The following is a 25,889-nucleotide window of genomic DNA, read 5'->3' on the forward strand; positions in this document are numbered from 1 at the left end:
TTATTAATGTGCGACTAGTCCGCCAGGAACAGCGGGCCCATTGGCGCAGCGGGCAGCGCAAAGTGGGATGGATAATCCACCGACACCAGATAGAGCCCTTCCGCTTTCGCCGTTGCTGCTGCAAGCGTTCTGTCCTTTGCCGCCAGCAGCTCTGCTATCCAGCTCTCCGGCTGGTTGTGGGCGCCTACTTCCATCAGGCTGCCGACAATATTCCTGACCATATGATGTACAAAGGCATTGGCTTTGATATCGACCACAATATAGGCGCCGTAGCGGCTGACGTTGATATGCATCAGATTGCGCCAGGGCGTACGCGACTGGCACTGCACGGCGCGAAACGAGGTAAAGTCGTTTTCGCCAATCAGGCACTGCGCCGCGCGGTGCATGCGTTCGGCATCCAGCGGCTGATGATAGTGCGTGACACCATGACCGAGCACCGCCGGACGCAAGCGATGATTGTAGATGACGTAGCGGTAACGGCGAGCCGTCGCGCTAAAACGCGCATGAAAATCATCGGGCACATCTTTGACCCAACGCACCGCGATGTCTTTAGGCAAATTCGCATTTACGCCCAGCGTCCACGCGGCGTCTTTGCGCAGCGCAGTCGTCTCAAAATGGACCACCTGTCCTGTTGCATGCACACCGGCATCGGTGCGCCCGGCGCAAAAGACCGAGATCGGCTCATTGGCGACCTGCGAGAGCGCCTTTTCCAGCTTCTCCTGCACGCTGCGCACTTCCTGCTGACGCTGCCAGCCATAGTAGTGGCTGCCGTCATACTCAATTCCCAGCGCGATTTTGTAGCGCGGCGCGGTGGTTTCTTCCTGCATCAGTACAGATACTCCTGCACCAGTTTCTCCGCGGTTTTCACTGCCATCAGCGCGCCGCCAAAGCGGACGTTATCGGCCACTGACCAGAACTGGATCTGCTCCGGCATGCCGTAGTCGTTGCGAATGCAGCCGACGGAGAGATGCGCCTGACCGGAAGCATCCGCCACCTGGGTCGGGAATGAGTTCGCTTCAGAGAGCGCAATATCCTCAAAGCGGGCAAACGCATCGCGCGCCTCTTCCGCTGCCAGTGGGCGTAACGCTTCAAAATTCACCATCTGCGCGTGACCGTAGAAGACCGGCGACTGCACGCAGTTAGCGGAGATCATCAGCCCCTCGTCCTGCAGGATTTTACGCATCTGATCGATAATGATGCGCTCTTCGCGCACGCTGCCTTCACTGTCTGGCAGCAGCGGCAGCATATTGAATGCCAGCTGGCGACCGAAGAAGTCATCATCATCAATGGGAATACCGTTCAGCAGTTTGGCGCTCTGCCCTGCCAGCGCATCCACCGCCTGTTTACCGCTGCGGGAAACAGAGAGCAGGCTGGTTACGGCAATACGCGACAGGCCGCCTTCGTCAATCAGCGGCTTGAGGCCTGCCAGCAGCTGGCTGGTGAGGCTGTCCGGAATAGCGATAACGTTGCGGTTGCGGTAGTCCGCCAGCACGAACGGGTTGACGTCCGGCATCACCAGCGGCACGTCCGGCTCAAGGGCAAACAGACCGCTGGTATCGATCACCAGACAACCGGCGTTGGTTGCTTCTTCAATATAGGTGGCAGTGGCTTGCGCACCAGCGACAAAGAACGCCAGTTGCGCCTGCGTCCAGTCGAATTCGGCAGCATCTTCCACGCGTACGGTTTTACCGGCATAACGCAGGTTTTCTCCGGCGCTTTCGCTCCTTGCCAGCGCATAGAGTTCGCCAACCGGGAACTGGCGCTCCGCCAGCGTTTCGAGCAAGGCTTCTCCGACCGCGCCAGTGGCGCCGAGAACGGCAATATTCCAGCCTTCAGACATGGTGATTCACTCCAGAAAAAAGCGTCCCCGTCGGCGACGGGGAGCATAAAGATGAATTAACGTACCGGGTGATAAACGGCGTCGAAGCCCAGTTTTTGCAGCAGCGCCGAGGCGTCCGCGTCATCGCACTCAACGGTGAGTGACGACCATTCGCGGCGCTCAAGATAGTGCTTACGCAACTTATCGAACTCACCCGGTGTGCCCGCCGCTTTTCGCAGCAGGGCATCGTCGCGGCGCACATCATACACCAAATGCACCAACCTTTTTAACATTGCCTGTCCAACCGGACCATGAAGGGAGATGCGGCTGCACTCTGGCGCAGGAAGCAGCGTATTCAGCGCCACCTGCTGCGGCTGGCCGAGGAATTCACTATAGGCTTCAAACACCTGCGTAGTGCCGCGCGCTTTCCCCTCCAGCGTGTAGCCCGCAATATGCGCCGTGCCAATATCGACCTTCGCCAGCAGCTCAACGTTGAGATCCGGCTCCGGCTCCCAGACATCCAGCACGACGCTAAGATCCTGCCCGGCCTGCAGGTGCTGCAACAGCGCGGCGTTATCCACCACCGGCCCGCGACAGGCGTTAATCAGAATAGTGCCAGGATTGAGGCGGCTGAGCAGCGCGTCATCGACCAGATGCAGGGTTTTATAAGGCCCCTCTTTAAACAGCGGGGTATGGAAGGTGAGGATATCTGCTTCACTTACCAGCTCATCCAGCGAGCGGAAGTCGCCCGCATCACCGCGATCGGCGCGCGGCGGATCGCATAACAGCGTGCGGATGCCCAGCGCTTCCAGCCGCGCCTGTAAGCGGCCGCCGACGTTACCGACACCGACAATCCCCACAGTGCGGTCCGTGAGCGCAAAACCGTTGCGCTCCGCCAGCATTAATAAAGAGGAGAAGACATACTCCACCACGGCGATAGCGTTACACCCCGGTGCTGCGGAGAATGCGATGCCCGCCTGTTTCAGAAAAGCCTCATCAACATGATCGGTCCCCGCCGTGGCGGTACCGACAAATTTGATCCCGGTCCCTTGCAGTAAATCGTTATTCACCCTGGTGACAGATCGCACCATTAATGCTTCTGCATCAGCCAGTTCCGCCAGCGGAATTGGGCGTCCGGGCACGGCCTTAACCTCGCCCAGTCGGCTAAAAAGATCGCGGGCGTAAGGCATATTTTCATCAACAAGGATTTTCACACTACAGTACCTGTTTGAGAGCGGGAGTTGAGCGCGCAAGTGTGCCATAATCTCGCCGCCAGGCATACCCGCAATGCCGGCCACCGCCATGCGAGAGTAAGAGGAAACCCATGATTCAACCCATTCCGGGCGCACCCGCGCGTCCTCCCGGGCAAGAGCCACCGCAAGCCGCTAACCCAGTCGGCGAGCAGCCATTATCCACCCAGCAGCGTACGGTGCTGGAGCGGCTGGTGACGCGTTTGATCGCCCTGACCCAACAGCAGAGCGCTGAGGTCTGGGCAGGCGTAAAGCATGACCTGGGGCTGAAAAACGATGCGCCCCTGCTCTCGCGCCACTTCCCTGCGGCTGAGCAGAATCTGACTCAGCGTATGGAGACGGCCACGCAGAACCACACCACGCGCCAGATGGTGACCCAGTTGACCGAGCTGCTCGGCAAGGGGAACAATCGCCAGGCGGTGAGCGATTTTATTCGTCAGGAGTTTGGCCAGACGGCGCTCAGCCAGCTTACGCCGCAGCAGTTAAAGACGGTGTTGACGATGTTGCAGAACAACCAGATTGCGATCCCGCAGCCACAACAGCGCCCGGCAACCGAGCGTCCACTGGTGGCGGCGGAGCACAACTCGCTCAACCAGGCGGTGACGAAACTAGCGGCGGCAACCGGCGAGTCGAGCAAGCTTATCTGGCAATCAATGCTGGAGCTCTCCGGCGTAAAAAGCGGCGAGCTGATCCCGGCGAAACATTTTACGCCGCTGATGACCTGGCTGCAGGCGCGCCAGACGCTGGCGACGCATACGGCACCGACACTGCAAACGGTGCAGGCCACGCTGAAACAGCCGCTGGACAGCGCCGAGTGGCGCGGCATCAGCGACTATGCGCAGCAGACATTCCAGGTGACGCCGCAGACGGTGCTGACCAATGCCCAGGTGCAGGATATTCTCAACCAGGTCTTTTTACGACGCACCGAGCGCGCGTCGGGAATGATCGAAGTGCGTGATGTGCAGCCGATCTACAGCCCCTTCGTCGCGCCGATAGTCGATACGGTAAAAGCGATGTCGATGCGTCCGGGCCTCTTTTTCATTGCCCTGCTGGTGGTGATGTTTGTACTGTGGCTGGTGATCTAGCTTTTCTGTAAGCCTGTAAAAAACCGCAGGCCTGATAAGCGAAGCGCCATCAGGCAATAACCTGATGGCGCTTTAGTGACCTACGGATCACCCTCTTACTTGATGTTATCGCCGTTCTGTTTGATCACATCCTGGTACCACCAGAAGGATTTCTTACGGCTGCGCGCCAGCGTGCCGTTGCCTTCGTTGTCCTTATCGACGTAGATAAAGCCGTAGCGTTTTTTCATCTCGCCGGTGCCGGCAGAAACCAGATCGATACAGCCCCACGGCGTATACCCCATCAAATCGACCCCATCTTCCACCACCGCTTTTTTCATTTCGCGGATGTGGTTGTGCAGATACTCAATGCGGTACTGGTCGTCGACCACGCCGTCGCTACCCAACTGATCGATAGCGCCGAAGCCGTTTTCAACAATAAACAGCGGCAGCTGGTAGTGGTCATAGAAGTAGTTCAGCGAGTAGCGCAGGCCAACCGGGTCAATCTGCCAGCCCCAGTCCGATGCCTTGACGTACGGGTTTTTCACCAGGCTTTTGGTTTCGTCGTAATCAAGCTGCGGGTTATCTTCCGTCGCTTTGGTGGCAAAAGACATGTAGTAGCTAAAGCCGATGTAGTCGACGCAACCGCGGGTCAGGATCTGCAAGTCTTCGTCGGTAATATCAAGCTTGAAATCCCGGCGGGCAAAGTAGTTGAGCAGGTGCTGCGGGTAGTAACCACGCACGTGAACATCGGTGAACCAGTACCGGCGATGCATCGCCACCACCGACATCATCATGTCGTTTGGATCGCAGGTGAGCGGGTAGATCGGGCACATGGCGATCATGCAACCAATCTTGAAATCGGGGTTAATTTTATGGCCCGCTTCCACCGCCAGCGCGCTGGCTACCAGCTCATAGTGCGCGGCCTGGTACATGATCACTTCACGATCTTCGCCCGGCTGGTACTTCACGCCGGAGTTGGTAAACGGCGCGAAGTCTTCGTTGTAGTTGGCCTGGTTGTTGATTTCGTTGAAGGTCATCCAGTATTTGACCTTGCTGCGATAGCGGGTGAAGACGGCGTTGGCAAAACGCACAAAGAAGGTAATCACTTCACGGTTGCGCCAGCCGCCATACTTTTTGACGAGGTGATAAGGCATTTCGAAATGGGAGAGCGTGATTACCGGCTCAATGTTGTACTTCAGGCACTCGTCGAACAGATCGTCGTAGAACTGCAAACCGGCTTCGTTTGGCTCCAGCTCATCCCCATTGGGGAAGATACGTGTCCAGGCGATCGAGGTGCGAAAACATTTGAAGCCCATCTCGGCAAAGAGTTTGATGTCCTCTTTGTAGCGGTGATAGAAGTCGATGGCATCGTGGTTGGGGTAGTTTTTCCCCGGCAGCACGCCATCGGTGATCTCACGCGGTACGCCGTGTGCGCCTGCGGTCATCACATCCGCCACGCTGACGCCTTTACCGCCCTCCTGCCAGCCGCCTTCCAGTTGATGCGCGGCAACCGCCCCGCCCCACAGAAAATCCGCTTTAAAACCGGACATATCACTCTCCTTTCGCTCATCAGTGCGAAAAGCATAAACGCGACCGCGCAGAGATGACATCGCCGCGGTCGCGTTTTGTGAAACCGGTTGCAAAGAGAGTATTTGCTGCTATTTATTGCGCGGTCGAAACGCGATCAGCGTTACGACAATCCCGAGCGCCGCTGAAATCGCCCCTGCAAGAAAGACGGAGGCATAACCGAGCGAGGTGGCCAGAAAGCCGGTCAGCGGGCCGCTGGCGGCATAGGCAATATCCTGAAACGCCGCATAGCCGCCCAGTGCCGTCCCACGAACCTGCGGCGGCACGCGTTTGACCACTTCTACGCCTAACGCCGGGAAGATCAGCGAGCAGCCACAGCCGGTTAACGCCGCGCCGAACAGCGCCATCCACGCCCCGCTGGCCTGCCACAGCAATACCAGCCCGGCGATCTCCACCAGCAGAGAAACGAGCGCCACCCGCACACCGCCAAAACGGTCCGGCGTCCAGCCAAACAGGATGCGCATCAGAACGAATGCGCCGCCAAACGCGGTGAGCGTAAAGCCTGCCATTGACCAGCCTTCGCTGGCGAAATAGAGGGAAATAAAGGTGCCAATCACTGCAAAGCCAACGCCCTGTAGCGCCAGCCCTAAACCCGGCTGCCAGATAAGGCCAACCACGCTCCAGAGCGACGGGCGTTCTCCGGCATGGGCCGGAACTTTACGCACGCCACCGTTAAACAGGCAGGCGAACAGCGGTAAGAGAAGGGAGATCGCCCCCAGCGCTGTGAAGCCAAAATGGCTATTGATCAGCAGCCCGAGCGGTGCGCCGGCGGCCAGCGCGCCATAAATTGCCATACCGACCCATGACATCACTTTGCCAGAACGCGACGGGCCAACCAGGCCAACACCCCAGGTGAGCGTGCCTGTCAACAACTGGCTTTCACCAAAGCCGAGGATCAATCGCCCGACGATCAACAGCGCGAACCTGGCCCATACATCAACAGGCAAGAGTGCTGCCAGCAACAAGGCAACACCCGCCAGCGAGCAGGCAAACAGGCCCTGTATCGCCGAGCGTTTTGCGCCGTATTGATCGGCCAGCCGACCAGCGTAGCTGCGCGTTAAAACCGTGGCGAGAAACTGCGCACCAACGGCAATACCGACCATGGTGTTGCCAAAGCCCAGCTGATGATGAACAAACAGTGGAATGACCGGTAGCGACAGGCCAACCGTCATGTAGGTCAGGAACACCGCGAAGGCGATGCGAAACAGCGAGAATGTGGCTGCAGGGGAATGAACAGCGTCTGCTTGAACGGACATGCATTACTCCATAGGGCAGAGCAAGGCGGGAAGAGATTTTGACCACGCCCCCTCCAGCTGACAGTCAGGATTAGGGTGCGTTGGTTGACGTTAAACGCTTACGCATTATCAAAACGATAATGTTGGGCTGGAGTTTGCCTGCCGTAACAACGGCTTGTCAATACCAAAAAAAGGGAGCCGAGGGCTCCCTTTTTTAATTCAGCTGCTAAATCATTCATGTCACGCCGTGGCATCAATGAATGAAATCGCTCACTTATTTCAGCTTGCGCATCACCAGCGTGGCGTTGGTGCCGCCGAAGCCGAAGCTGTTGGACATTACCGTGTTCAGCGTCTGCTCGGTCGGTTTGGTCACGATATTCATGCCCGCCGCCTGATCGTCCAGATCGTCAATGTTAATGCTCGGCGCGATAAAGCCGTGTTCCAGCATAAGCAGAGAGTAGATCGCTTCCTGCACGCCAGCCGCACCCAGTGAGTGGCCGGTCATTGCTTTGGTGGCGGAAATGGCAGGCGTGTTATCACCAAACACTTCACGAATCGCACCCAGCTCTTTCACATCGCCAACCGGCGTGGAGGTGCCGTGGGAATTGAGATAATCGATCGGCGTATCAACGCCGTGCATTGCCATCTTCATGCAGCGCACTGCGCCTTCGCCTGATGGTGCAACCATGTCAGCGCCATCGGAGGTCGCGCCATAGCCGACGATCTCTGCGTAGATGTGCGCACCGCGCGCCAGCGCGTGCTCAAGCTCTTCAACCACGACCATGCCGCCGCCGCCAGCGATAACAAAGCCATCACGCTCTTTATCGTAGGTACGGGACGCTTTGTCCGGCGTTTCGTTGTATTTGGTGGAGAGCGCGCCCATCGCGTCGAACTCACAGGCCATTTCCCAGCACAGCTCTTCGCCGCCGCCAGCAAAAACGATGTCCTGTTTGCCCAGTTGAATCTGTTCTACCGCGTTACCGATACAGTGTGCAGAAGTGGCACACGCGGAGCTGATTGAGTAGTTAACGCCGTGAATTTTGAACGGCGTGGCGAGACAGGCGGAAACCGCAGAGGCCATCGCTTTGGTCACCACATAAGGACCAACGGCTTTCAGGCCGCGCGGGGTGCGCATAGCGTCCGCGCCGAAAACCTGCGCTTTAGACGAACCACCGGAACCGGCAATCAGGCCCACGCGCGGGTTGTTCTGATAAACCTCTTCTTTCAGGCCGGCATCTTCAATAGCCTGCTGCATGGAGAGGTAGGAATAGATAGAGGCATCGTTCATGAAACGAACCACTTTACGGTCGATCAAACCCGTAGTGTCCAGTTTAACGTTACCCCAGACGTGGCTGCGCATGCCGGAATCTTTGAACTCCTGAGAAAATGTGATCCCTGAGCGTCCTTCACGCAGAGATGCCAGGACTTCCTGCTGGTTACTACCAATGCTGGAAACGATGCCCAGGCCAGTAATTACTGCACGCTTCATTCAATACCCCTAAGTCGCACTAATTAAGTTTCGTGTCGCAAGATAGCGTACACTTGTACGCCGAACAAGTCCGATCAGACATTTCACAGAGAAATTTGCGCCTTTCTTTGACCCTCGTTAAGATCGACGCACTGCTTGCCGGACGAGTAACTTACGTGAAACACACCGCTATACAGACTGCCAACCTCGAATTCAACGCTGAGGGTACACCTGTTTCCCGAGATTTTGACGATGTCTACTTCTCTAATGATAACGGGCTTGAAGAGACCCGCTATGTTTTTCTCGGCGGTAACAGCCTCCAGACGCGTTTTCCAGAACATTCAAGGAAGCTATTCATTGTTGCGGAAAGCGGCTTTGGTACCGGCCTCAACTTCCTGACGCTGTGGCAGGCTTTCGCCGCTTTTCGCGCCGAACATCCTGACGCTACCCTGGAAAGATTACATTTCATCAGTTTCGAAAAATTTCCGCTTACCCGTGATGACCTGCAAAAAGCCCACGCCCACTGGCCGGAACTGGCGCCCTTCGCCGGGCAGTTGCAGGCGCAGTGGCCGCAGGCGTTTGCCGGGTGTCACCGGCTGTTACTGGATGAGGGGCGTGTGACGCTCGATCTCTGGTTCGGCGATATTAACCAGCTGACCGACACCCTTGATGAGAGCCTGAACCAGCAAGTTGATGCCTGGTTCCTTGATGGCTTTGCACCGTCGAAAAACCCCGATATGTGGACGCCCGCGCTTTTTCAGGCGATGGCGCGCCTCACCCGTGCTGGCGGGACGCTGGCGACCTTTACCTCCGCCGGGTTTGTGCGCCGCGGTTTACAGGAAGCGGGCTTTACCATGCACAAGCGCAAAGGTTTTGGCCGTAAGCGGGAGATGCTAAGCGGTGTGATGGAAAAGGGTGTTATCTGCGCGCCGCGCGCGCCGTGGTTTGCCCGCAGCGGAACAGAGACGCGGGAGGTCGCGCTGGTCGGCGGCGGCGTGGCGAGCGCGTTGCTTGCCCTTGCGCTGCTGCGCCGTGGCTGGCAGGTCACGCTCTACTGCGCGGATGACGCCCCGGCAGAGGGCGCATCCGGCAACCGCCAGGGCGCACTCTACCCGCTACTTAGCGCGCACGATCCGGCGCTGGCGCGCTTTTTCAGCGCCGCGTTTATCTTTGCCCGCAGGCTTTATGATGGGCTGCCGGTGGCGTTTGATCACCAGTGGTGCGGCGTCACGCAACTTGGCTGGGATGAGAAGAGCCAGCATAAGATCGAGCAGATGCTGACGCTGGAGCTGCCCCACGAGCTGGCGCAACATATCAATGCGGATGAGGTGCTGGCACAGAGCGGCGTGGAGACCGGCTGCGGCGGCATCACCTACCCTGCCGGCGGTTGGTTGTGCCCGGCGCAATTGACCGCGGGCGCTATTGCACTGGGAATCGAACAGGGTTTGCAGGTGCACTATCGCCATGAGGTTGCAGCGCTTGTTCGCAACAGCGATGGCTGGCAGCTGCGTTTCGCCGATGGCAGCGAGCGCGAGCATGAGAGCGTGGTGCTGGCCAACGGTCACCGCATTCAGCACTTTTCCCAAACGGAGAAGTTACCGGTTTACCCGGTCGCCGGTCAGGTAAGCCATATTCCTACCACCGCGCCGCTGGCCCACCTGCGCCAGGTGCTCTGTTATGACGGCTATCTAACGCCGCACAACCCGCATAACCAGCAGCACTGCATTGGCGCGAGCTACCATCGCGGCCAACAGGAAGCGACCTACAGCGAAGCGGATCAGCAGCAGAACCGCCAGCGCCTGATTGACTGCTTCCCGCAGGCTGAGTGGGCGCAGACGGTAGATGTCAGTGCCGGAGAGGCGCGTTGCGGCGTGCGCTGCGCAACGCGCGATCATCTGCCGATGGTTGGTAATGTGGCGGATTACGATGCCACGTTGTCAGCCTATGCAAAGCTTGCAGAAGATCCGCAGACGGCGGTCAGTGCGCCGGTGCATGAGGGGTTATTTATGATCGGTGCGCTCGGTTCGCGCGGCTTGTGCAGCGCACCGCTGGCGGCAGAAATTCTCGCCGCGCAGATGAGCAACGAGCCCATTCCGCTGGATGGCGAAACGCTGGCGGCGATGAACCCGAATCGGTTATGGGTACGTAAGTTGTTGAAGGGAAAAGCGGTCAAATAAGGGGTGGCGGCAGGTATATCGCCGTAAACCGATTGCCGGATGGCGCGTAAACGCTTATCCGGCCTACGCCGTTTCAGCCGCTCCATACACGTTTTTGCAGCCCCGAGCCCCAGGCCGGATAAGGCGGAGCCGCCATCCGGCAATCCGTGCATACCCAACCACGCCGTTTCCGCATCCCCGAGCCGTAGGCCGGATAAGGCGGAGCCGCCATCCGGCAACTCCGCCACAGGTAAAAGCAGGCTTAGTGCGCCTTCGCCTGCTGGTAAAGATTTTCCCACATGCTGAGCACCAGCGCCTGGTCACGCGGCGACAGCTCACCGGCCTGAATGGCGTGCTCCACACTGGTGGTCACGCGTGCGGATACCGCTTCCGGCGAGTGGTCGTCGCCGCTCTCCAGATCGGCCACCGCCAGCGTCAGGTGCCCGCGCAGATAACCGCCAGCAAACAGTTCATCATCACTGGCGTGATCCACCATATTGTCAATTAACGCCAGAATGCGTGATTCAAACTCCGCGATCATCTCTCTTCCTCTCGTAAAAACGTGGCCCTACAGATCTTCCGGCCACGGAAACTGTGCTACCGCTAACGGCGGCGTCTGATAATAATCCTGTAATGCCTTGATAAAGCGCGCCGGACGCGCCGGGATCCCCTGCTCCAGCCACACCATCACCTGGGCGTGTACGCGGCGCTGAAACGCCACGCGATCCGGCTCGACATCGCCCTCAAGGTTGTCGCAGCTGACATTAAACGGGAAGCCCGCTGCCGCGCAGAAGAGCCACTCCAGCGCCTGCGGCTTCACTTCGACATCCTCAAACTGCCCCTGGGTTGCAGCATCACGCCCGTCCGGGCAGTACCAGTAGCCGAAATCAACCAGTTTGCGCCGCTCTGCCCCGGCGATGCACCAGTGCGATATCTCATGCAGGGCGCTGGCGTAAAAGCCATGGGCAAACACCACACGGTTGTAAGGCGCGTCGGCATCAGCGGGAAGATAGATCGGTTCGTCATCGCCTTTAATCAGACGGGTATTAAAATCGCTGGCAAAGCAGCCATCAAAAATATCAATTAATTGCTGATAGTGGTGCGTCATACATTCACCCCCAGAAACTGGAGGATCTCCTGGCCGTGACTGTCATAGAGAAGTTTTGCGCTCATTACCGCCGAGACAATCACAATCATCGGACGGATAAGCTTCTGCCCTTTACTCAGCACCAGCCGCGATCCCATGCGCGCGCCAAGAAACTGGCCGATAAGCATCACAAAACCGGTGCCCCATACGACTTTGCCGCCGATGATAAACAGCAGCAGCCCGCCGACGTTGGAGGTGGCGTTAAGCACTTTGGCGTGCGCGGTCGATTTCGCGAGGTTGAACCCGCAGAGGGTGACAAACGCCAGCGCGTAAAACGACCCGGCACCGGGGCCGAAAAAGCCGTCATAGAAACCGACGCAGCCACCGGCGACCAGCGCAAATGGCAGGCCATACAGACGACGCTGCCGATCCTCTTCGCCAAGCTTCGGCATCAATAAAAAGTAGAGACCGATACAAATAACTAATATTGGCAGGATCTGGCGCAGCACGTCTGATTTCACATACTGCACCAGCAGTGCACCGCTGGTAGAGCCGATAAAAGTCATCAAAATATTGAGCTTCTGATCGGCGATATTGACCACTTTGCGGCGAATAAAGTAGAGCGAGGCGGAAAGCGATCCACCGCAGGCCTGCAGCTTATTGGTTGCCAGCGCCTGCGCCGGGCTCATCCCCATGGCTAATAGCGCCGGAACGGTTAACAGCCCGCCACCACCTGCCAGCGCATCGATAAAGCCTGCCAGTATCGCGACAAAAAAGAGCACCGCCAGCATCAGCGGTGTCATCATAAACAGCGAATCAAAGAGTTCCATCAGAGGGCGTGTTCATCCAGTAGAGCCTGACAGGAAGGCGGCAATGGTGGCGGCGTCTTTTTCTCAGGCGTGCTGCTGCCCGGTTTCGCCGGTTCAAACCAGCTTTGCAACTCCGCGCCGCAGCCGTCGCCCGGTGGCGGCGCTGGCTGATCGACACACTCAAGGCTGTCGGCCGGGCAGCGCAGGCGCACGTGCATATGTGCGCGATGCTGGAACCATGGACGCACCTTGCGCAGCCAGTCGCGATCCGTGCCGGCATCGAGGCAGAGTTGCTGCTTGATCGCCGGGTTGACGAAAATACGCGTAACCTCATCATCCTGCGCGGCAAGCTTAATCAGGCTGCTGATTTCCGGCTTCCACAGCGAAGGCACCACGCTTTTTCCATCCTGTGAAACCAGATCCAGCGCCTGCGGTTTTAGCAGCTGCGCCGCGCTCCAGCGCGTGGTCGGCAGTTGCAGGAAGATATCCACATCCAGCCCCGACTGATGGCTGGCATGACCGCCGTTAAAGCGCCCGCCCGCCGGCATGCCCATATCGCCCACCAGCACGGTGCCAAGACCCAGGTTATGCACCTGGGTGCTGAGGCGCTGAATAAACAGCACCAGATCCGGGTGGCCGAAATAGCGGCGCTGATCGGTGCGCATCACCTGATAAGTGTCAGATTGCAGCGGCAGCTCCTGCGCGCCGACGATGCAGCCATTCGAGAATGCGCCAATCGACTGCGGGCTGCCGGGCACCGGATGGGTCAGTTTTTGCCACGGTGTCGCCGCCGTAGCGGCGGCGCTCAGCAGCAGCGCACACAGCGCGATTGCCGTTTTTTTCATCAGTTACCAGCGTGGAAGTGTAGGAGTGACATCAGCGTTTTGACCGCGCTGACGCAGGAAGTGATCCATTAATACGATTGCCATCATCGCCTCGGCGATCGGCACCGCGCGAATACCAACGCAGGGATCGTGACGCCCTTTGGTGATCATCTCCACCTCATCGCCAGAACGCGTCACGGTTTTACCCGGCACAGTGATGCTGGAGGTAGGCTTCAGCGCGATATTGGCAACGATCTGCTGACCGCTGCTGATACCGCCGAGAATGCCACCAGCATGGTTGCTCTGGAAGCCGTCGCGGGTCAGTTCATCGCGGTTCTGGCTGCCGCGCAGTTTCACCACTTCAAAGCCGTCGCCAATCTCAACGCCTTTCACCGCATTGATGCTCATCATGGCGTGGGCAATATCGGCATCCAGACGGTCAAATACCGGCTCACCAAGGCCTGGCGGAACGTTGTCAGCCACCACCGTCACTTTCGCGCCGATAGAGTCGCCCTCTTTCTTCAGGCCGCGCATCAGCTCGTCCAGCGCCTCGATCTTGTCCGGATCCGGGGAGAAGAAGGGGTTAAGCTCAACCTGATCCCACGCTTTGATCTCCAGCGGAATGTCGCCCATCTGGCTTAAACAGCCGCGAATGACGATGCCGAATTTCTGTGCGAGGTATTTTTTCGCAATTGCGCCAGCCGCGACGCGCATCGCCGTTTCACGGGCGGAAGAGCGACCGCCGCCGCGATAGTCGCGCACGCCATATTTCTGTTCGTAGGTGTAATCCGCATGACCGGGGCGGAAGAGATCTTTGATCGCACCGTAGTCCTGCGAGCGCTGATCGGTGTTTTCAATCAGCAGGCCGATGCTGGTGCCGGTAGTCACGCCCTCAAACACGCCGGAGAGGATTTTGACCTGGTCCGGCTCGCGGCGCTGGGTGGTGTAGCGCGAGGTGCCAGGACGGCGGCGGTCGAGATCGTGTTGTAAATCCGCTTCCGTCAGCGGAATGCCCGGCGGCACGCCATCAACAATACAGCCCAGCGCCAGCCCGTGCGATTCACCGAAAGTGGTGACGCGAAAGAGTTGTCCAATCGTGTTTCCTGCCATCACGGCTCCGTTATTCGTTGTGTGTTTGCGCGTTGATCAGTCTTTGTAGATGCTGAAATGTTCTTGTGCGGCAATCAGTTGCGCTTTGGTCAGCATAAAGACACCGTCCCCGCCGTTGTCGAACTCCAGCCAGGTGAACGGCACATCGGGGTACTGGTCCATCAGATGTACCATGCTGTTGCCGACTTCACAAATCAGGATGCCGTTATCAGAGAGGTACTGCGGAGCACAGGCGAGAATGCGGCGCGTCAATTTCAGACCATCGCTGCCGGAGGCAAGACCCAGTTCCGGTTCATGACGGTATTCCGACGGCAGGTCGGACATATCCTCTTCATCAACGTACGGCGGGTTGGTGACAATCAGGTCGTACTGCACTTTCGGCAGATCGCGGAAGAGATCGGAGCGGATCGGCGTGACGTGGTGAATAAGGCCATGCTCTTCAATATTGTGTTCCGTTACCGCCAGCGCATCGGCGGAGATATCCACCGCGTCCACTTCCGCTTCCGGGAAGGCGTACGCGCAGGCGATAGCGATACAGCCGCTGCCGGTGCACATATCAAGAATGTGCTGCGGTTGCTGATCGATAAGCCCGGCGAAGTGGTTGTTAATCAGCTCGCCAATCGGCGAACGCGGCACCAGCACGCGCTCATCGACATAAAATTCGTGGCCGCAGAACCAGGCTTTATTGGTGAGATAAGCCACCGGAATGCGCTCGTTAACGCGGCGGATCACGCGCTCAACGATGCGGTGGCGCTCGCTGGAGGTGAGGCGCGCGTTACGCATCTCTTCGGGAATATCCAGCGGTAAATAGAGAGTTGGCAGCACCAGTTGCACCGCTTCGTCCCAGGGGTTGTCGGTGCCGTGGCCGTACCAGATGTTGGCGGCGCTAAATCGGCTGACCGACCAGCGCAACATGTCCTGAATGGTGTGCAGCTCATTCACTGCTTCGTCGACGAAAATTTTATCCATACTATCCCCCAGGGCATGCTCGCAATAAATTCGGCGGCTAGTTTGCCATGAAGATGGGGATAAATCAGCATCCACGCGCATCTGCGCGGCGTAAAAATGCATTTTGCTGCACCGCAGCCGCCTGCAGTCGGGTACACTGGCGCAAAGAAAAAACAGGATGCGCAAATGAAAAAGAAACCATCGCTTAGCGAGGAGGAGCAGGCCCTGTTCCGGCAGCTGATGACCGGGACGCGCCAGATGAAGCAGGACACCGTTGTTCACCGCCCGGCGCGCAAGAAGATCGCCGAAGTGCCGGTCAAGCGCCTGTTGCAGGAGCAGGCGGATAACAGCCACTACTTTTCCGACGAGTTTCAGCCGCTGCTCAACACCGATGGCCCGGTGAAATATGTCCGCAGCGATGTCAGCCACTTTGAGTTGAAAAAACTGCGCCGCGGCGATTACTCCCCGGAGCTGTTTCTCGATCTGCACGGTTTAACGCAGATGCAGGCCAAACAGGAGCTCGGCGCGCTGATTGCCGCCTGTCGGCGCGAGCATGTCTTTTGCGCCTGCGTGATGCACGGCCACGGCAAACACATTCTTAAGCAGCAAACGCCGCTCTGGCTGGCACAACATCCGCATGTAATGGCGTTTCACCAGGCCCCGAAAGAGTATGGCGGCGATGCGGCAGTGCTGGTGCTGATTGAAGTCGAAGAGTGGCAGCCGCCGGAGTTGCCCTGAGGCAGAAATGAGAAGAGCCGCACTGTGCGGCTCTTTTTTTGCATCGGTCCGATGAATCAGATGGCTTTCGGCATCTTCAGGTTGCAGGGACTCATTTGCCAGTTGAACACCCCTTTGCCCTCTTTATCCAGCGTGACGCTGGCGATAGCCGAGGTGGTGAACATGGGTGGCGTTTCGCCGGGACAGAGCTCGGCAACCAGGTAGCCTACCAGCGGCAGGTGCGAGATCACCAGCGCCGTTTCGGTGCCTTCATTGGCCAGCGCCTGCAGATAAGCGCTTACCAGGCCGACATCGCCGCAGGGCGTCAACTCCGGCAGGACATCCACGTTGTCAGGCAGGTTCATGCACTCCCCTACCTTCTCCAGCGTCTGCTCAGCGCGTAAAAACGGGCTAACCAGAACACGATCGATATCCACTTTTTGGCCTTTCAACCACGTTGCCATTTGACGCGATTCGTCGCAGCCGCAAGGGGTAAGCGGACGAACGGAGTCACTGGCTGCATCGAGGGCAGCATCGCCGTGACGCATGATAAAAACTTGCATATTGCACCGCTTTTGTTAACCAGAAGCATCGCGCTTTTGCCGGTGAAAGGAGATCACGCTGGCAAAAAAACGGGATGGCCGGGCATTTTGCCTGATTCATTCGTTGAATGAAACGCTGTTTTTTACCTCAATGGCGCAAGTATAGTCAATCACTGTTTATGAAATAACCGCAAAGGCCATGAGGTATAACACATTTACTTTTTTCGCCCTTAACTTACAGGCTCACTTTCCGCTGTCGGCCAGAAGCGTTTCCCCTCCTGAGCCATGCGTACCAGGGCTTCACACGGTGCAAATCGTGCCCCATAACGCGCCTCCATCTGCTGCAGCGACGCCACGACGCTTGCCGCGCCCAGCGTATCCATATAGTGGAAAGGCCCCCCTAAAAATGGCGGGAAGCCAATGCCGAAAACGGCACCAATATCGCCATCGCGCGCGCTACGAATCACCTGCTCATCAAAACAGCGCGCCGCTTCGTTAAGCATCAGCAGGACGCAGCGCTCGGCAATCTGTTGCGCCGAGGAGTGCCCTTTCGCCGACACGCCGATTAAGCGGTAGATCGAGGCGTCGGACTGTTTTTTGCTTTTACGCCCTTTTGTCGGGTAAAGATAGAAACCACGACCATTTTTTCTCCCTTTGCGATCGTCATTCAAAATCGCGGAGACAAGCGTTGCAGGCGCGCTAAAACGCTCGCCGTAAGCGGCCTCAAGCACCGGAATGATCTTCGTGCCGGTATCGATGCCCACTTCATCAAGCAACTGGATGGGGCCGACAGGGAAACCAAACTTCACCAGCGCCCGGTCGATGGCCTCAATCGGCTCGCCCTCGCTCAGCATGCGCATCGCTTCACTGATATAGGGTGCGAGAATGCGGTTGACGTAAAAGCCCGCTTTATCTGCCACGACAATCGGCGTTTTGCCCTGCTTCTTCGCCAGCTTCACGGTAGTAGCGATAGTCTGCTCATCGGTACCGACGTGCGGGATTACTTCCACCAGCGGCATCTTCTCCACCGGGCTGAAAAAATGTAATCCGATCACCTTTCCCGGACGCGCGGCGTTTTCGGCAATATCCGCAATCGGCAGCGACGAGGTATTAGAGGCAAAAATGGTGTGCGGCGCGCAGTGCGCCTCCACTTCGCTGACCATCTTCTGTTTGAGGGAGAGATCTTCAAACACCGCTTCGATTACCACATCGCGATGCGCAAAGCCGCGGTAATCAAGCGAGCCGGAGATCTTCGCCATCTGGCTGTCGCGCTCGCCCGGTTTAATAAAGCGGCGACGCACCTTTTTATCCAACTCCTGCCAGCTGTACTTCAGCGCGTGGTTAATCCCTTTCGCATTAATATCTTTAATGCGAACCGGCAACCCGCCCTTGCTGGCAGTGACATACGCAATGCCGCCGCCCATTAATCCGCCGCCGAGAATACCGACGGAGTGCAGCGGCGCGGCAGCAACCGTGCTGCCGGGATCTTTTTTGATATCGGTTGAAGCAAAGAAGATATTACGCAGTGCCTGCGACTGCGGCGTCATCGCCAGTTGACCGAAGGCGCGCGCTTCCGCTTCATAGCCGCTGCTGCGCCCCTGCGCCAGGCCGGTCTCAATCACCGATAAAATTCGCGGTGCGGCAGGATAGTTACCGTGGGTTTTCTGCTCGGTGCGCTTCGCTGCCATCTTAAACAGCAGCGTGCGGCCGAGCGGCCCGGCGAGAATGCGTTCGCGCACCGGCAAACGGCGGCTGAGCGGACGCTCCTGCTGCGCCAGTTCTACCGCAGTTTCCAGCAGAATATCGTGCGGCACCACATCATCCACCAGCCCCACCTTCAGCGCCTGACGCGCACGAAGCTGTTTGCCGGTCAGGATCATATCCAGCGCAGTGCTGACACCCACCAACCTGGGCAAACGCTGGGTGCCGCCGGAGCCGGGCAGCAAGCCGAGCTGCACTTCCGGCAGACCGAGAATAGTTTTGCCATCGTCCGAGCAGACGCGGCGATGACAGGCCAGCGCCAGCTCCAGCCCGCCGCCAAGACAGGCACCGTGGATGGCGGCAACAACCGGGATCGACAGGGCGTAGATCTCCGCCATGATCTTCTGCCCCTGCAGGGCTAGCTCTTCCGCCTCTTTCGCGCTCTGGCAGCGGCCAATCATATTGATATCGGCACCGGCAATAAAGTTGTCCGTCTTCGCCGAAATAAACACCACGCCGCGCAGAGCGCGGTTATCACGGATCGCTTTTAAGATGGCGCGCACCTGTGCGCCAAACTCCGCTTTCAGGGTGTTCATCTTTTCATTGGGTACATCGATGGTAACGACCGCGACATTGTCGGGGCGCACAGTAAGGGTAAATGCAGAAACCGTCATTATTCCGCCTCCAGAACCATTGCCGCACCTAATCCTCCCGCCGCGCAGGCGGTGACCAGACCGAAACCGCCGCCGCGACGCCGCAGCTCATGCAGGGTTTGCGTGATCATCCGCGCGCCGGTGGCGGCAAAGGGGTGACCATAGGCAATTGAGCCGCCAAGCACGTTAAATTTGCTCTCATCCACCTCACCGGTGGCCTGCGAGCGCCCCAGCACCTCGCGCGCGAAACGATCGCTGGCCATCAGTTTCAGGTTGGTTAAGGTCTGGGCGGCAAAGGCTTCATGCATATCAAACAGGGTCAGATCGGCCATGGTTAACCCGGCACGATCCAGTGCCAGCGGCGTTGCCCAGGCCGGGCCGAGCAGCATATCTTTCTGCACGCCAATTGCCGTAAAGGCGTAGCTGCGCAGATAGCCCAGCGGCACGAGGCCCAGCTCTCTGGCGCGTGATTCGGTCATTAAAATCACCGCCGCTGCGCCGTCGGTGAGCGGCGTGCTGTTGGCTGCGGTGACGGTGCCATGTTTACGGTCAAAGGCCGGGCGCAGTTTGGCATAATCGGCGAGGCTGGAGTTGCCGCGCACGTTATTGTCCTGCCCGATGGGATCGCGGAACGGTGGTGCGTAGGCGGTCATCACCTCCTCAGCCAGCTTGCCCTCGGCCCAGGCCTGAGCGGCGAACTGGTGAGAGCGGTGCGCCAGCGCATCCTGCTCCTGACGGCTGATGGCGTAGGTTTTCGCCATCTGCTCGGCGGTGTCGCCCATGCGCAGGCCGGTCGAGTACTCGGCGACCGCAGGTGGGACAGGCAGCAGATCGCGCAGACGCAGGCGCGAGAAGAGTTTGAGTTTCTGCCCGACGGTGCGCGCTTTGTTGGCATCCACCAGCACGCGCGCCAGTTTTTTACTGACGCCAATAGGCAGTACAGAAGAGGAGTCCGCGCCACCGGCGATACCCGCGCGGATGGTGCCCGCCAGCAGGCTTTCCGTTACGTTCGCCACCGCCTGAAAGCTGGTCGCGCAGGCGCGGCTAACGCTGTAGGCGTCGGTATGCACACTCATGCCGGTGCCGAGCACAATTTCACGCGCGATATTCGGCGCTTCCGGCATCTGCACCACCTGGCCGAAGACCAGTTGTTCAATCACTTCGGGGGGAATTTCGTTGCGCGCCAGCATCTCCCCCACCACCATTTTGCCGAGATCGATCGCCGGCACGCCGTGAAACGCGGTCGCCTGACGGACAAATGGGGTTCGTAACCCGCAGACAATGGCAATGCGGTCGCCCTGACGGGTGACAAGCGGTAACGCCTGACTCATAACACTCCCCTGTTAACAACGGAATCAATAAAGTGGTCTGACCTGATAACAGTCTTAACCAATCTTTTACATTTAGCCAATGGCAGGGAGGAAAAAATGGGAGCTAAGGCACAGATAAACGGATAAAAAAACGCTCCCACAGGGGGGAGCGTTGAGAGGCGGTTTAGCGCAAACCGAGCTGGAAAATGAGGGTTTCCGCTTCGCAGGCGAAAACAAAATCGATATCAAGTTGAACGCCGTCTGCCACCTCGGTGAAAGTCGGCGTGATTTCACACGGTTCAGACTCGACACTGCGTGCTTTAGCGGTCAGCGCCGCCAGCGTCTCTTCGGCGTCGGCGCGGTTAGCGAATACGCGGCTGTAAGAGGCGGTGCAGTCGGAGTTATCCATAATGGTTCCGACATCCATACAGCAGCAAACCGGGGTTTCATCAGCACTGCATTTACTCATAGAAGATTTCCTCTAAATTCGCACCCTGGGTGCCAGGTCAAGATTGAACATATTTTACGCCGCCGCGCAGGGTCGCTCCAGTCGTTAATCGCCGGAACGGCCTTAAGTGACCGAAATCACAATTAAAAATGATCTAAAACAAAAACTACCGAAAACGGGGATCCGTGCTACGGCCAAATTTGCCACGCAGATCCCGTTTCGGAGATCACAATTGAAAAATCTTGATTACATACTTGCAACATTAGTTCTGGTCAGACCTATACTCTCGCCACTGGTCTGATTTCTCTGTGGTAGCTCAGACCCTACACTTCGCGCTTCTTTAACAAGGCGTAAGAAAGTTTGTATAAAAATAACTCGCTTCGAATGAGGTTATGGTCATGAGCCAGAAAACCCGTTTTACCAAGTCTGCTCTGGCAGTCGCAGTGGCACTCGTTTCTACCCAGGCCTGGTCCGCAGGCTTTCAACTCAACGAATTCTCCGCCTCCGGCCTCGGTCGCGCTTACTCTGGTGAAGGCGCAATTGCTGATGATGCAGGCAATGCCAGCCGTAACCCGGCCCTGATCACCATGTTTGATCGCCCGACTTTCTCTGGCGGCGCGGTGTTTGTAGACCCGGGTGTGGATGTTACCGGCAGCTCCCGTTTAAATAATGCCAGCCAGGATAACATCGCACCGACGGCATGGGTGCCAAACCTGCACTTTGTTGCGCCGATTAACGATCAGTTTGGCTGGGGCGCATCCGTCACCTCCAACTACGGTCTGGCGACAGAGTTCAACAACAACTATTCGGCTGGCTCCGTGGGCGGTAAAACCGACCTCGAAACGCTGAACCTGAACCTCAGCGGCGCGTACCGTCTTAATAACAACTGGAGCTTCGGCCTCGGTTTTGACGCTGTCTATGCGCGTGCGAAAATTGAACGCTACGCGGGCGATCTGCCGCAGCAGGTTGACGCCGCGACCGGCGGTGCATTTGGCCTTAGCGGGCTGATTCCGCCTGATACGCAGATTGCCCACCTGAAAGGCGACGAGTGGGGCTTCGGCTGGAACGCCGGTATCCTGTATGAACTGGATAAAAATAACCGCTGGGGTCTGACCTACCGCTCGGAAGTGAAAGTTGATTTCGATGGCGACTATAAGAGCAGCCTGCCGACAGCAGTAAATACGCTGGCACCCGCGCTCGGTCTGAACGGACTGCCTTTTGCTACAGGCGGCGCAACGATCCCGGGTTCACTGACGCTTAACCTGCCGGAAATGTGGGAAGTATCGGGTTATAACCGTGTCGATCCGCAGTGGGCAATCCACTACAGCCTGGCCTACACCAGCTGGAGCCAGTTCCAGCAGCTGAAAGCGACGGGTAGCCAGGGTCAGCAGCTCTTCTATAAAGAAGAGGGCTTTAAAGACGCCTACCGTATTGCGCTCGGCACCACCTATTACATGGATGATAACTGGACCTTCCGCGGCGGTATCGCCTTTGATGACAGCCCGGTTCCGGCTGACAAACGCTCTATCTCCATTCCGGACCAGGATCGCTTCTGGCTGAGCACCGGTGCAACCTATGCATTTAATAAAGATGCATCAGTAGACGTCGGCGTCTCCTATATGCATGGTCAGAAAGTGAAGTTCACCGAAGGGCCGTACACCTTCAAATCTGAAGGTCGCGCCTGGCTGTACGGTGCCAACTTTAACTACGCCTTCTGATAAGCGCGTAGGTATAAAAAAAGGTGAGCTTCTGGCTCACCTTTTTTATTGGCTCTTATTCCGAGTCGATATCTTTTAAATCACCCTCAATCGCCTGCGCGTTCGGGTTCTCCTGCGGCTTCAGCTTACCGCCGTTGGCGATAAAGTCATGGCGCTGGAAGTAGGCTTCACGCACAAGGATATAGGGATCGGAGGACTGGCGCAGCAGGCCGTCGGAGTCGAGCAACTGGGCGCGCGACTCGATGCCTTCAACCGTCCATTTACCGACGGAGAGCGGCCAGGTGAGCCAGGAGAGCACCGGATAGAGCGTATCCGCCATATCGCCGCCATCTTCACGCAGGGTGAAGCTGCCATAGAACGGCAGTTGCATATACGGGCCGTAACCCATGCCGTAGTGGCCCAGCGTGCTACCAAAACGGTGCGGCTCTTCGCGCTGCAGTTTCGGGTTGGACATTCCGGCCACATCCATTAAGCCACCCATCCCCAATACGGTATTAAGGAAGAAGCGGGTGAAGTGAACCATCCCCTGATAAGGATTACCCTGCAGGAAGTAGTTCGCCATCACTGCCGGCTCTTCAAGGTTACTGGTGAAGTTGCTCAGCCCGTTACGCGCCGGCTGCGGCACATAATCACGCCAGGCAACGGCAACAGGTCTGACAACATAGGGATCCAGCACATTGAAGTTGAAGTTATACATGGTGCGGTTAAACCCTTCTAACGGGTCCGAGCGCCCTTGCGTCTCGTTCGAGCTGGCGCAGCCGACCAGCACAGTGGTGGCCAGCGCAAGCGCCGACAGGCGGTATTTCATCATTCTCTCCCTGCAGAATACGGCCTTCTTCGAGGCCATTCATCAAAATGCAACGCATTGTAACAGCGCGTCTTATGATGTCTATGTCGTGGACTGTGTGATTCACTTCAGCATAGCCGCAGTTGCCGGTGCGGCGTGTTAATAATCTTATACATTGTTTCCAGGCAATCTATCGCCTTTTTTGCTCTTCACTATAATTTCGGAGGATACCGCCCTGAATACGGGGAGAAAGCCGCTACGCTTAACGCACAAAAATCAATAAAGTGAGGCCTTCGTGGACAAAATAGAAGAAGAGAAGATCGACCAGCACAGCGATGATATGAAAGTCGAAAGCGAAGAGAAGCAGCGCGGCGAGGAGATAGAGGTTGATGAGGAGCGTCTGCCCTCGCGGGCGATGGCGATCCATGAACATATTCGCCAGGATGGCGAAAAAGAGATGGAGCGTGACGCGATGGCGCTCTTCTGGTCGGCGATTGCCGCAGGCTTATCGATGGGCGCATCGTTACTGGCAAAAGGCATTTTTCATGTCCAGCTGGAGGGGATTCCCGGCGGATTTTTGCTGGAGAACCTTGGTTACACCTTCGGCTTTATCATTGTCATCATGGCGCGCCAGCAGCTCTTTACCGAGAACACCGTTACCGCCGTTCTGCCGGTGATGCAAAACCCAAGCTGGAAAAATATGGGTCTGCTCGGGCGGCTATGGGGAGTGGTGCTGCTGGGTAACCTGGTCGGCACCGCCGTGGCAGCCTTTGCCTTTGAGTATATGCCGATCTTCGATGAGCCAACCCGCGATGCCTTTGTCAAAATCGGCATGGACGTGATGAAAAATACGCCGCTGGAGATGTTCTCCAATGCGATTATCTCCGGCTGGATCATCGCCACCATGGTGTGGATGTTCCCGGCGGCGGGTGCGTCAAAACTGGTGGTGATTATTCTGATGACGTGGCTTATCGCGCTCGGTGACACCACCCATATTGTGGTCGGTGCCGTAGAGATCTTCTACCTGGTGTTTAATGGCTCGCTACACTGGAGCGAATTCCTCTGGCCCTTCGCCCTGCCGACGCTCGCCGGGAATATTTGCGGCGGCACCTTTATTTTTGCCCTGCTCAGCCATGCGCAGATCCGCAATGATATGAGCAACGCCCGCAAAGCGGAGGCGAAAGCCAAAGCGAAAGAGGAGAAACAGGCGCGAGGCGAAGCGTAATTTGCCAGCAACTGATAAATTGCGGTGATATATCACATTGAGCAGTGAGCGCTGATTATCGCGGACTGGCACCCTTTAATGACCTTCCAGGGGTTGTCTGCTACACTCGCGGCATCAGCGACTCATTGCTCAGAATTATGTTTAAACGATTTTCTACCTACGCCTCTATTGGTTTATTAAATACCGCGCTGCACTGGCTTATTTTTTGTCTGTGCGTTTATGGTTTCTCGACGCGCCAGGCGCTGGCTAACCTTGCTGGCTTTATTGTGGCGGTCAGTTTCAGCTTTTTCGCTAATGCGAAATTCACCTTCAAATCATCAACCACTACCGGGCGTTATCTGATGTATGTCGGATTTATGGGCATGCTGAGTGTCGCCGTTGGCTGGCTTGCCGATCGTTCCGGCATGGCGCCCATCGTAACGCTGATTCTCTTTTCCGCTATCAGCCTGGTGTGCGGCTTCGCCTGGTCAAAGTTAATTGTTTTCAGGGATGCGAAATGAAAATCTCTTTGGTGGTGCCCGTCTTTAATGAAGAAGAGGCGATACCCATCTTTTATAAAACGGTGCGCGGCTTTGACGCGTTAAAGCCCTATACCGTTGAACTGGTTTTTATTAATGATGGCAGTAAAGATGCCACTGAAACCATTATTAATACTCTCGCGCTCTCCGATCCGCTGGTCGTGCCGTTATCTTTTACGCGTAATTTCGGCAAAGAACCGGCGTTATTTGCCGGGCTAGAGCACGCGACGGGAGAGGCCATTATTCCGATGGATGTCGATTTGCAGGATCCGGTTGAGGTCATCCCTCATCTGATTGCGAAGTGGCAAGCGGGTGCCGATATGGTGCTGGCGAAGCGTAGCGATCGCTCAACCGATGGCCGCATGAAGCGCAAATCAGCAGAGTGGTTTTATAAGCTGCACAATAAAATCAGCTATCCGCAGATAGAAGAGAACGTAGGTGATTTTCGCCTGATGTCGCGGGAGGTCGTTGAAAATATCAAACTGCTTTCTGAACGTAATCTGTTTATGAAAGGCATCCTTTCGTGGGTTGGCGGTAACACCGATATTGTTGAATATATTCGCGCTGACCGCGTTGCCGGTAAGTCAAAATTCAATGGCTGGAAGCTGTGGAATCTTGCGCTTGATGGCATCACCAGTTTCTCCACCTTCCCGCTGCGTATCTGGACCTATATCGGTCTCAGCGTCTCGTTGCTCTCCTTTTTCTACGCCATCTGGATGGTTATCGATAAGTTGTTATGGGGAAATCCGGTACCCGGTTATCCCTCTTTGATGACGGCGATCCTCTTTTTAGGCGGTATTCAGCTTATCGGCATCGGTATTCTTGGCGAATATATGGGACGCGTTTATACCGAAGTAAAAGAGAGACCGCGTTATCTTATTAAGAACAGAAAAAGAACCCTGGAACGTTAATT

At 57.1% G+C, this 25,889-nt stretch carries 24 protein-coding genes; 7 read left to right on the forward strand and 17 right to left on the reverse strand.

Features of this window, described 5'->3' with window-relative positions; genetic code table 11:
* Positions 1-14: 14 nt before the first annotated feature.
* From truA to pdxB, 3 genes are read right to left on the reverse strand one after another with little or no spacing between them, the layout of a single operon-like run.
* Entirely contained in the window at positions 15-827 is an 813-nt protein-coding gene (gene truA, locus IAE50_RS07990; RefSeq protein ID WP_042718474.1) for a tRNA pseudouridine(38-40) synthase TruA, read from the reverse strand.
* Complete coding sequence (locus IAE50_RS07995) at positions 827-1,840, reverse strand: aspartate-semialdehyde dehydrogenase (protein ID WP_200579982.1); 1,014 nt, start codon at positions 1,838-1,840, stop codon at positions 827-829. The genes truA and IAE50_RS07995 overlap by 1 nt, the downstream gene beginning before the upstream one ends.
* 56 nt (positions 1,841-1,896) lie before the next feature.
* A complete protein-coding gene (gene pdxB, locus IAE50_RS08000) occupies positions 1,897-3,033 on the reverse strand; it encodes a 4-phosphoerythronate dehydrogenase PdxB (protein WP_200579983.1) in 1,137 nt (378 codons plus the stop codon).
* Between the two features lie 113 nt (positions 3,034-3,146).
* On the opposite strand from pdxB, the gene flk reads away from it, so the two are divergent.
* Positions 3,147-4,154 carry a flagella biosynthesis regulator Flk gene (gene flk, locus IAE50_RS08005; protein WP_042718481.1) on the forward strand — a complete coding sequence of 336 codons (1,008 nt, stop codon included), beginning with the start codon at positions 3,147-3,149 and terminating at the stop codon, positions 4,152-4,154.
* Positions 4,155-4,249: 95 nt separating this feature from the next.
* On the opposite strand, the gene IAE50_RS08010 is transcribed toward flk, so the two are convergent.
* The 3 genes from IAE50_RS08010 to fabB all read right to left on the reverse strand — a co-directional run bounded on the left by IAE50_RS08010 (position 4,250) and on the right by fabB (position 8,444).
* On the reverse strand, positions 4,250-5,683 hold the full coding sequence (locus tag IAE50_RS08010) for a 6-phospho-beta-glucosidase (RefSeq protein WP_023479624.1): 1,434 nt from the start codon (positions 5,681-5,683) through the stop codon (positions 4,250-4,252).
* Positions 5,684-5,791: 108 nt separating this feature from the next.
* Positions 5,792-6,976, reverse strand: coding sequence for an MFS transporter (locus IAE50_RS08015; RefSeq protein ID WP_200579984.1), 1,185 nt, complete (start codon positions 6,974-6,976; stop codon positions 5,792-5,794).
* A 253-nt stretch (positions 6,977-7,229) separates the two neighbouring features.
* Positions 7,230-8,444 (reverse strand): beta-ketoacyl-ACP synthase I, encoded by a 1,215-nt coding sequence (fabB, locus tag IAE50_RS08020; RefSeq protein ID WP_094421284.1) that lies wholly within the window; start codon positions 8,442-8,444, stop codon positions 7,230-7,232.
* 155 nt (positions 8,445-8,599) lie between these two features.
* On the opposite strand from fabB, the gene mnmC reads away from it, so the two are divergent.
* Positions 8,600-10,600 carry a bifunctional tRNA (5-methylaminomethyl-2-thiouridine)(34)-methyltransferase MnmD/FAD-dependent 5-carboxymethylaminomethyl-2-thiouridine(34) oxidoreductase MnmC gene (gene mnmC / locus IAE50_RS08025; protein ID WP_200579985.1) on the forward strand — a complete coding sequence of 667 codons (2,001 nt, stop codon included), beginning with the start codon at positions 8,600-8,602 and terminating at the stop codon, positions 10,598-10,600.
* Between the two features lie 241 nt (positions 10,601-10,841).
* Here the strand turns inward: mnmC and IAE50_RS08030 are convergent, their stop codons facing one another.
* From IAE50_RS08030 to prmB, 6 genes are read right to left on the reverse strand one after another with little or no spacing between them, the layout of a single operon-like run.
* Positions 10,842-11,120 carry a YfcL family protein gene (locus IAE50_RS08030; RefSeq protein WP_023479659.1) on the reverse strand — a complete coding sequence of 93 codons (279 nt, stop codon included), beginning with the start codon at positions 11,118-11,120 and terminating at the stop codon, positions 10,842-10,844.
* A gap of 27 nt (positions 11,121-11,147) precedes the next feature.
* On the reverse strand, positions 11,148-11,687 hold the full coding sequence (locus tag IAE50_RS08035) for an elongation factor P hydroxylase (protein WP_200579986.1): 540 nt from the start codon (positions 11,685-11,687) through the stop codon (positions 11,148-11,150).
* Positions 11,684-12,496 (reverse strand): sulfite exporter TauE/SafE family protein, encoded by an 813-nt coding sequence (locus tag IAE50_RS08040; protein ID WP_200579987.1) that lies wholly within the window; start codon positions 12,494-12,496, stop codon positions 11,684-11,686. Before IAE50_RS08040 ends, IAE50_RS08035 begins: the two co-directional genes overlap by 4 nt.
* Positions 12,496-13,320 (reverse strand): penicillin-insensitive murein endopeptidase, encoded by an 825-nt coding sequence (gene mepA / locus IAE50_RS08045; protein ID WP_200133379.1) that lies wholly within the window; start codon positions 13,318-13,320, stop codon positions 12,496-12,498. The genes IAE50_RS08040 and mepA overlap by 1 nt, the downstream gene beginning before the upstream one ends.
* Before the next feature lie 3 nt (positions 13,321-13,323).
* Positions 13,324-14,409 carry a chorismate synthase gene (gene aroC, locus IAE50_RS08050; RefSeq protein ID WP_200579988.1) on the reverse strand — a complete coding sequence of 362 codons (1,086 nt, stop codon included), beginning with the start codon at positions 14,407-14,409 and terminating at the stop codon, positions 13,324-13,326.
* Positions 14,410-14,445: 36 nt separating this feature from the next.
* Positions 14,446-15,378 (reverse strand): 50S ribosomal protein L3 N(5)-glutamine methyltransferase, encoded by a 933-nt coding sequence (gene prmB / locus IAE50_RS08055; protein ID WP_054804316.1) that lies wholly within the window; start codon positions 15,376-15,378, stop codon positions 14,446-14,448.
* 165 nt (positions 15,379-15,543) lie between these two features.
* Between prmB and smrB the strand changes: the two genes are divergently transcribed.
* Positions 15,544-16,095 carry an endonuclease SmrB gene (gene smrB, locus IAE50_RS08060; RefSeq protein ID WP_023479810.1) on the forward strand — a complete coding sequence of 184 codons (552 nt, stop codon included), beginning with the start codon at positions 15,544-15,546 and terminating at the stop codon, positions 16,093-16,095.
* A gap of 56 nt (positions 16,096-16,151) precedes the next feature.
* On the opposite strand, the gene sixA is transcribed toward smrB, so the two are convergent.
* The 4 genes from sixA to IAE50_RS08080 form a co-directional block, all read right to left on the reverse strand.
* The gene (gene sixA, locus IAE50_RS08065; protein ID WP_054804315.1) at positions 16,152-16,637 is read right to left on the reverse strand and encodes a phosphohistidine phosphatase SixA; all 486 of its coding nucleotides are present in this window, start codon (positions 16,635-16,637) and stop codon (positions 16,152-16,154) included.
* A gap of 209 nt (positions 16,638-16,846) precedes the next feature.
* Positions 16,847-18,991 carry a fatty acid oxidation complex subunit alpha FadJ gene (fadJ, locus tag IAE50_RS08070; protein ID WP_234467142.1) on the reverse strand — a complete coding sequence of 715 codons (2,145 nt, stop codon included), beginning with the start codon at positions 18,989-18,991 and terminating at the stop codon, positions 16,847-16,849.
* Positions 18,991-20,301, reverse strand: a complete 1,311-nt coding sequence (gene fadI / locus IAE50_RS08075) for an acetyl-CoA C-acyltransferase FadI (protein WP_094421292.1) — start codon at positions 20,299-20,301, stop codon at positions 18,991-18,993. Before fadI ends, fadJ begins: the two co-directional genes overlap by 1 nt.
* A 163-nt stretch (positions 20,302-20,464) precedes the next feature.
* The gene (locus IAE50_RS08080) at positions 20,465-20,749 is read right to left on the reverse strand and encodes a YfcZ/YiiS family protein (RefSeq protein ID WP_042717384.1); all 285 of its coding nucleotides are present in this window, start codon (positions 20,747-20,749) and stop codon (positions 20,465-20,467) included.
* A 377-nt stretch (positions 20,750-21,126) separates the two neighbouring features.
* Between IAE50_RS08080 and fadL the strand changes: the two genes are divergently transcribed.
* A complete protein-coding gene (gene fadL / locus IAE50_RS08085) occupies positions 21,127-22,446 on the forward strand; it encodes a long-chain fatty acid transporter FadL (RefSeq protein WP_200579989.1) in 1,320 nt (439 codons plus the stop codon).
* 55 nt (positions 22,447-22,501) lie between these two features.
* Here the strand turns inward: fadL and mlaA are convergent, their stop codons facing one another.
* Positions 22,502-23,254, reverse strand: coding sequence for a phospholipid-binding lipoprotein MlaA (gene mlaA / locus IAE50_RS08090; RefSeq protein WP_076770204.1), 753 nt, complete (start codon positions 23,252-23,254; stop codon positions 22,502-22,504).
* Between the two features lie 274 nt (positions 23,255-23,528).
* On the opposite strand from mlaA, the gene IAE50_RS08095 reads away from it, so the two are divergent.
* From IAE50_RS08095 to IAE50_RS08105, 3 genes are all read left to right on the forward strand, one after another.
* A complete protein-coding gene (locus tag IAE50_RS08095) occupies positions 23,529-24,458 on the forward strand; it encodes a formate/nitrite transporter family protein (RefSeq protein WP_094421298.1) in 930 nt (309 codons plus the stop codon).
* Between the two features lie 137 nt (positions 24,459-24,595).
* Positions 24,596-24,958, forward strand: a complete 363-nt coding sequence (locus IAE50_RS08100) for a GtrA family protein (RefSeq protein WP_200579990.1) — start codon at positions 24,596-24,598, stop codon at positions 24,956-24,958.
* Positions 24,955-25,887, forward strand: a complete 933-nt coding sequence (locus IAE50_RS08105) for a glycosyltransferase family 2 protein (protein ID WP_200579991.1) — start codon at positions 24,955-24,957, stop codon at positions 25,885-25,887. Before IAE50_RS08100 ends, IAE50_RS08105 begins: the two co-directional genes overlap by 4 nt.
* Positions 25,888-25,889: the final 2 nt, after the last annotated feature.

It is taken from the genome of Kosakonia sp. S42 (assembly GCF_016624785.1).
In the GTDB taxonomy this organism is placed as follows: domain Bacteria; phylum Pseudomonadota; class Gammaproteobacteria; order Enterobacterales; family Enterobacteriaceae; genus Kosakonia; species Kosakonia cowanii.

What these genes read in the sequence shown, in the direction of transcription:
- truA (WP_042718474.1), bottom strand. Translation starts at nt 827, where the DNA reads ATGCAGGAAGAAACCACCGCGCCGCGCTACAAAATCGCGCTGGGAATT.
- IAE50_RS07995 (WP_200579982.1), bottom strand. Translation starts at nt 1,840, where the DNA reads ATGTCTGAAGGCTGGAATATTGCCGTTCTCGGCGCCACTGGCGCGGTC.
- IAE50_RS08010 (WP_023479624.1), bottom strand. Translation starts at nt 5,683, where the DNA reads ATGTCCGGTTTTAAAGCGGATTTTCTGTGGGGCGGGGCGGTTGCCGCG.
- IAE50_RS08015 (WP_200579984.1), bottom strand. Translation starts at nt 6,976, where the DNA reads ATGTCCGTTCAAGCAGACGCTGTTCATTCCCCTGCAGCCACATTCTCG.
- fabB (WP_094421284.1), bottom strand. Translation starts at nt 8,444, where the DNA reads ATGAAGCGTGCAGTAATTACTGGCCTGGGCATCGTTTCCAGCATTGGT.
- IAE50_RS08030 (WP_023479659.1), bottom strand. Translation starts at nt 11,120, where the DNA reads ATGATCGCGGAGTTTGAATCACGCATTCTGGCGTTAATTGACAATATG.
- IAE50_RS08035 (WP_200579986.1), bottom strand. Translation starts at nt 11,687, where the DNA reads ATGACGCACCACTATCAGCAATTAATTGATATTTTTGATGGCTGCTTT.
- IAE50_RS08040 (WP_200579987.1), bottom strand. Translation starts at nt 12,496, where the DNA reads ATGGAACTCTTTGATTCGCTGTTTATGATGACACCGCTGATGCTGGCG.
- mepA (WP_200133379.1), bottom strand. Translation starts at nt 13,320, where the DNA reads ATGAAAAAAACGGCAATCGCGCTGTGTGCGCTGCTGCTGAGCGCCGCC.
- aroC (WP_200579988.1), bottom strand. Translation starts at nt 14,409, where the DNA reads ATGGCAGGAAACACGATTGGACAACTCTTTCGCGTCACCACTTTCGGT.
- prmB (WP_054804316.1), bottom strand. Translation starts at nt 15,378, where the DNA reads ATGGATAAAATTTTCGTCGACGAAGCAGTGAATGAGCTGCACACCATT.
- smrB (WP_023479810.1), top strand. Translation starts at nt 15,544, where the DNA reads ATGAAAAAGAAACCATCGCTTAGCGAGGAGGAGCAGGCCCTGTTCCGG.
- sixA (WP_054804315.1), bottom strand. Translation starts at nt 16,637, where the DNA reads ATGCAAGTTTTTATCATGCGTCACGGCGATGCTGCCCTCGATGCAGCC.
- fadJ (WP_234467142.1), bottom strand. Translation starts at nt 18,991, where the DNA reads ATGACGGTTTCTGCATTTACCCTTACTGTGCGCCCCGACAATGTCGCG.
- fadI (WP_094421292.1), bottom strand. Translation starts at nt 20,301, where the DNA reads ATGAGTCAGGCGTTACCGCTTGTCACCCGTCAGGGCGACCGCATTGCC.
- IAE50_RS08080 (WP_042717384.1), bottom strand. Translation starts at nt 20,749, where the DNA reads ATGAGTAAATGCAGTGCTGATGAAACCCCGGTTTGCTGCTGTATGGAT.
- fadL (WP_200579989.1), top strand. Translation starts at nt 21,127, where the DNA reads ATGAGCCAGAAAACCCGTTTTACCAAGTCTGCTCTGGCAGTCGCAGTG.
- mlaA (WP_076770204.1), bottom strand. Translation starts at nt 23,254, where the DNA reads ATGAAATACCGCCTGTCGGCGCTTGCGCTGGCCACCACTGTGCTGGTC.
- IAE50_RS08100 (WP_200579990.1), top strand. Translation starts at nt 24,596, where the DNA reads ATGTTTAAACGATTTTCTACCTACGCCTCTATTGGTTTATTAAATACC.
- IAE50_RS08105 (WP_200579991.1), top strand. Translation starts at nt 24,955, where the DNA reads ATGAAAATCTCTTTGGTGGTGCCCGTCTTTAATGAAGAAGAGGCGATA.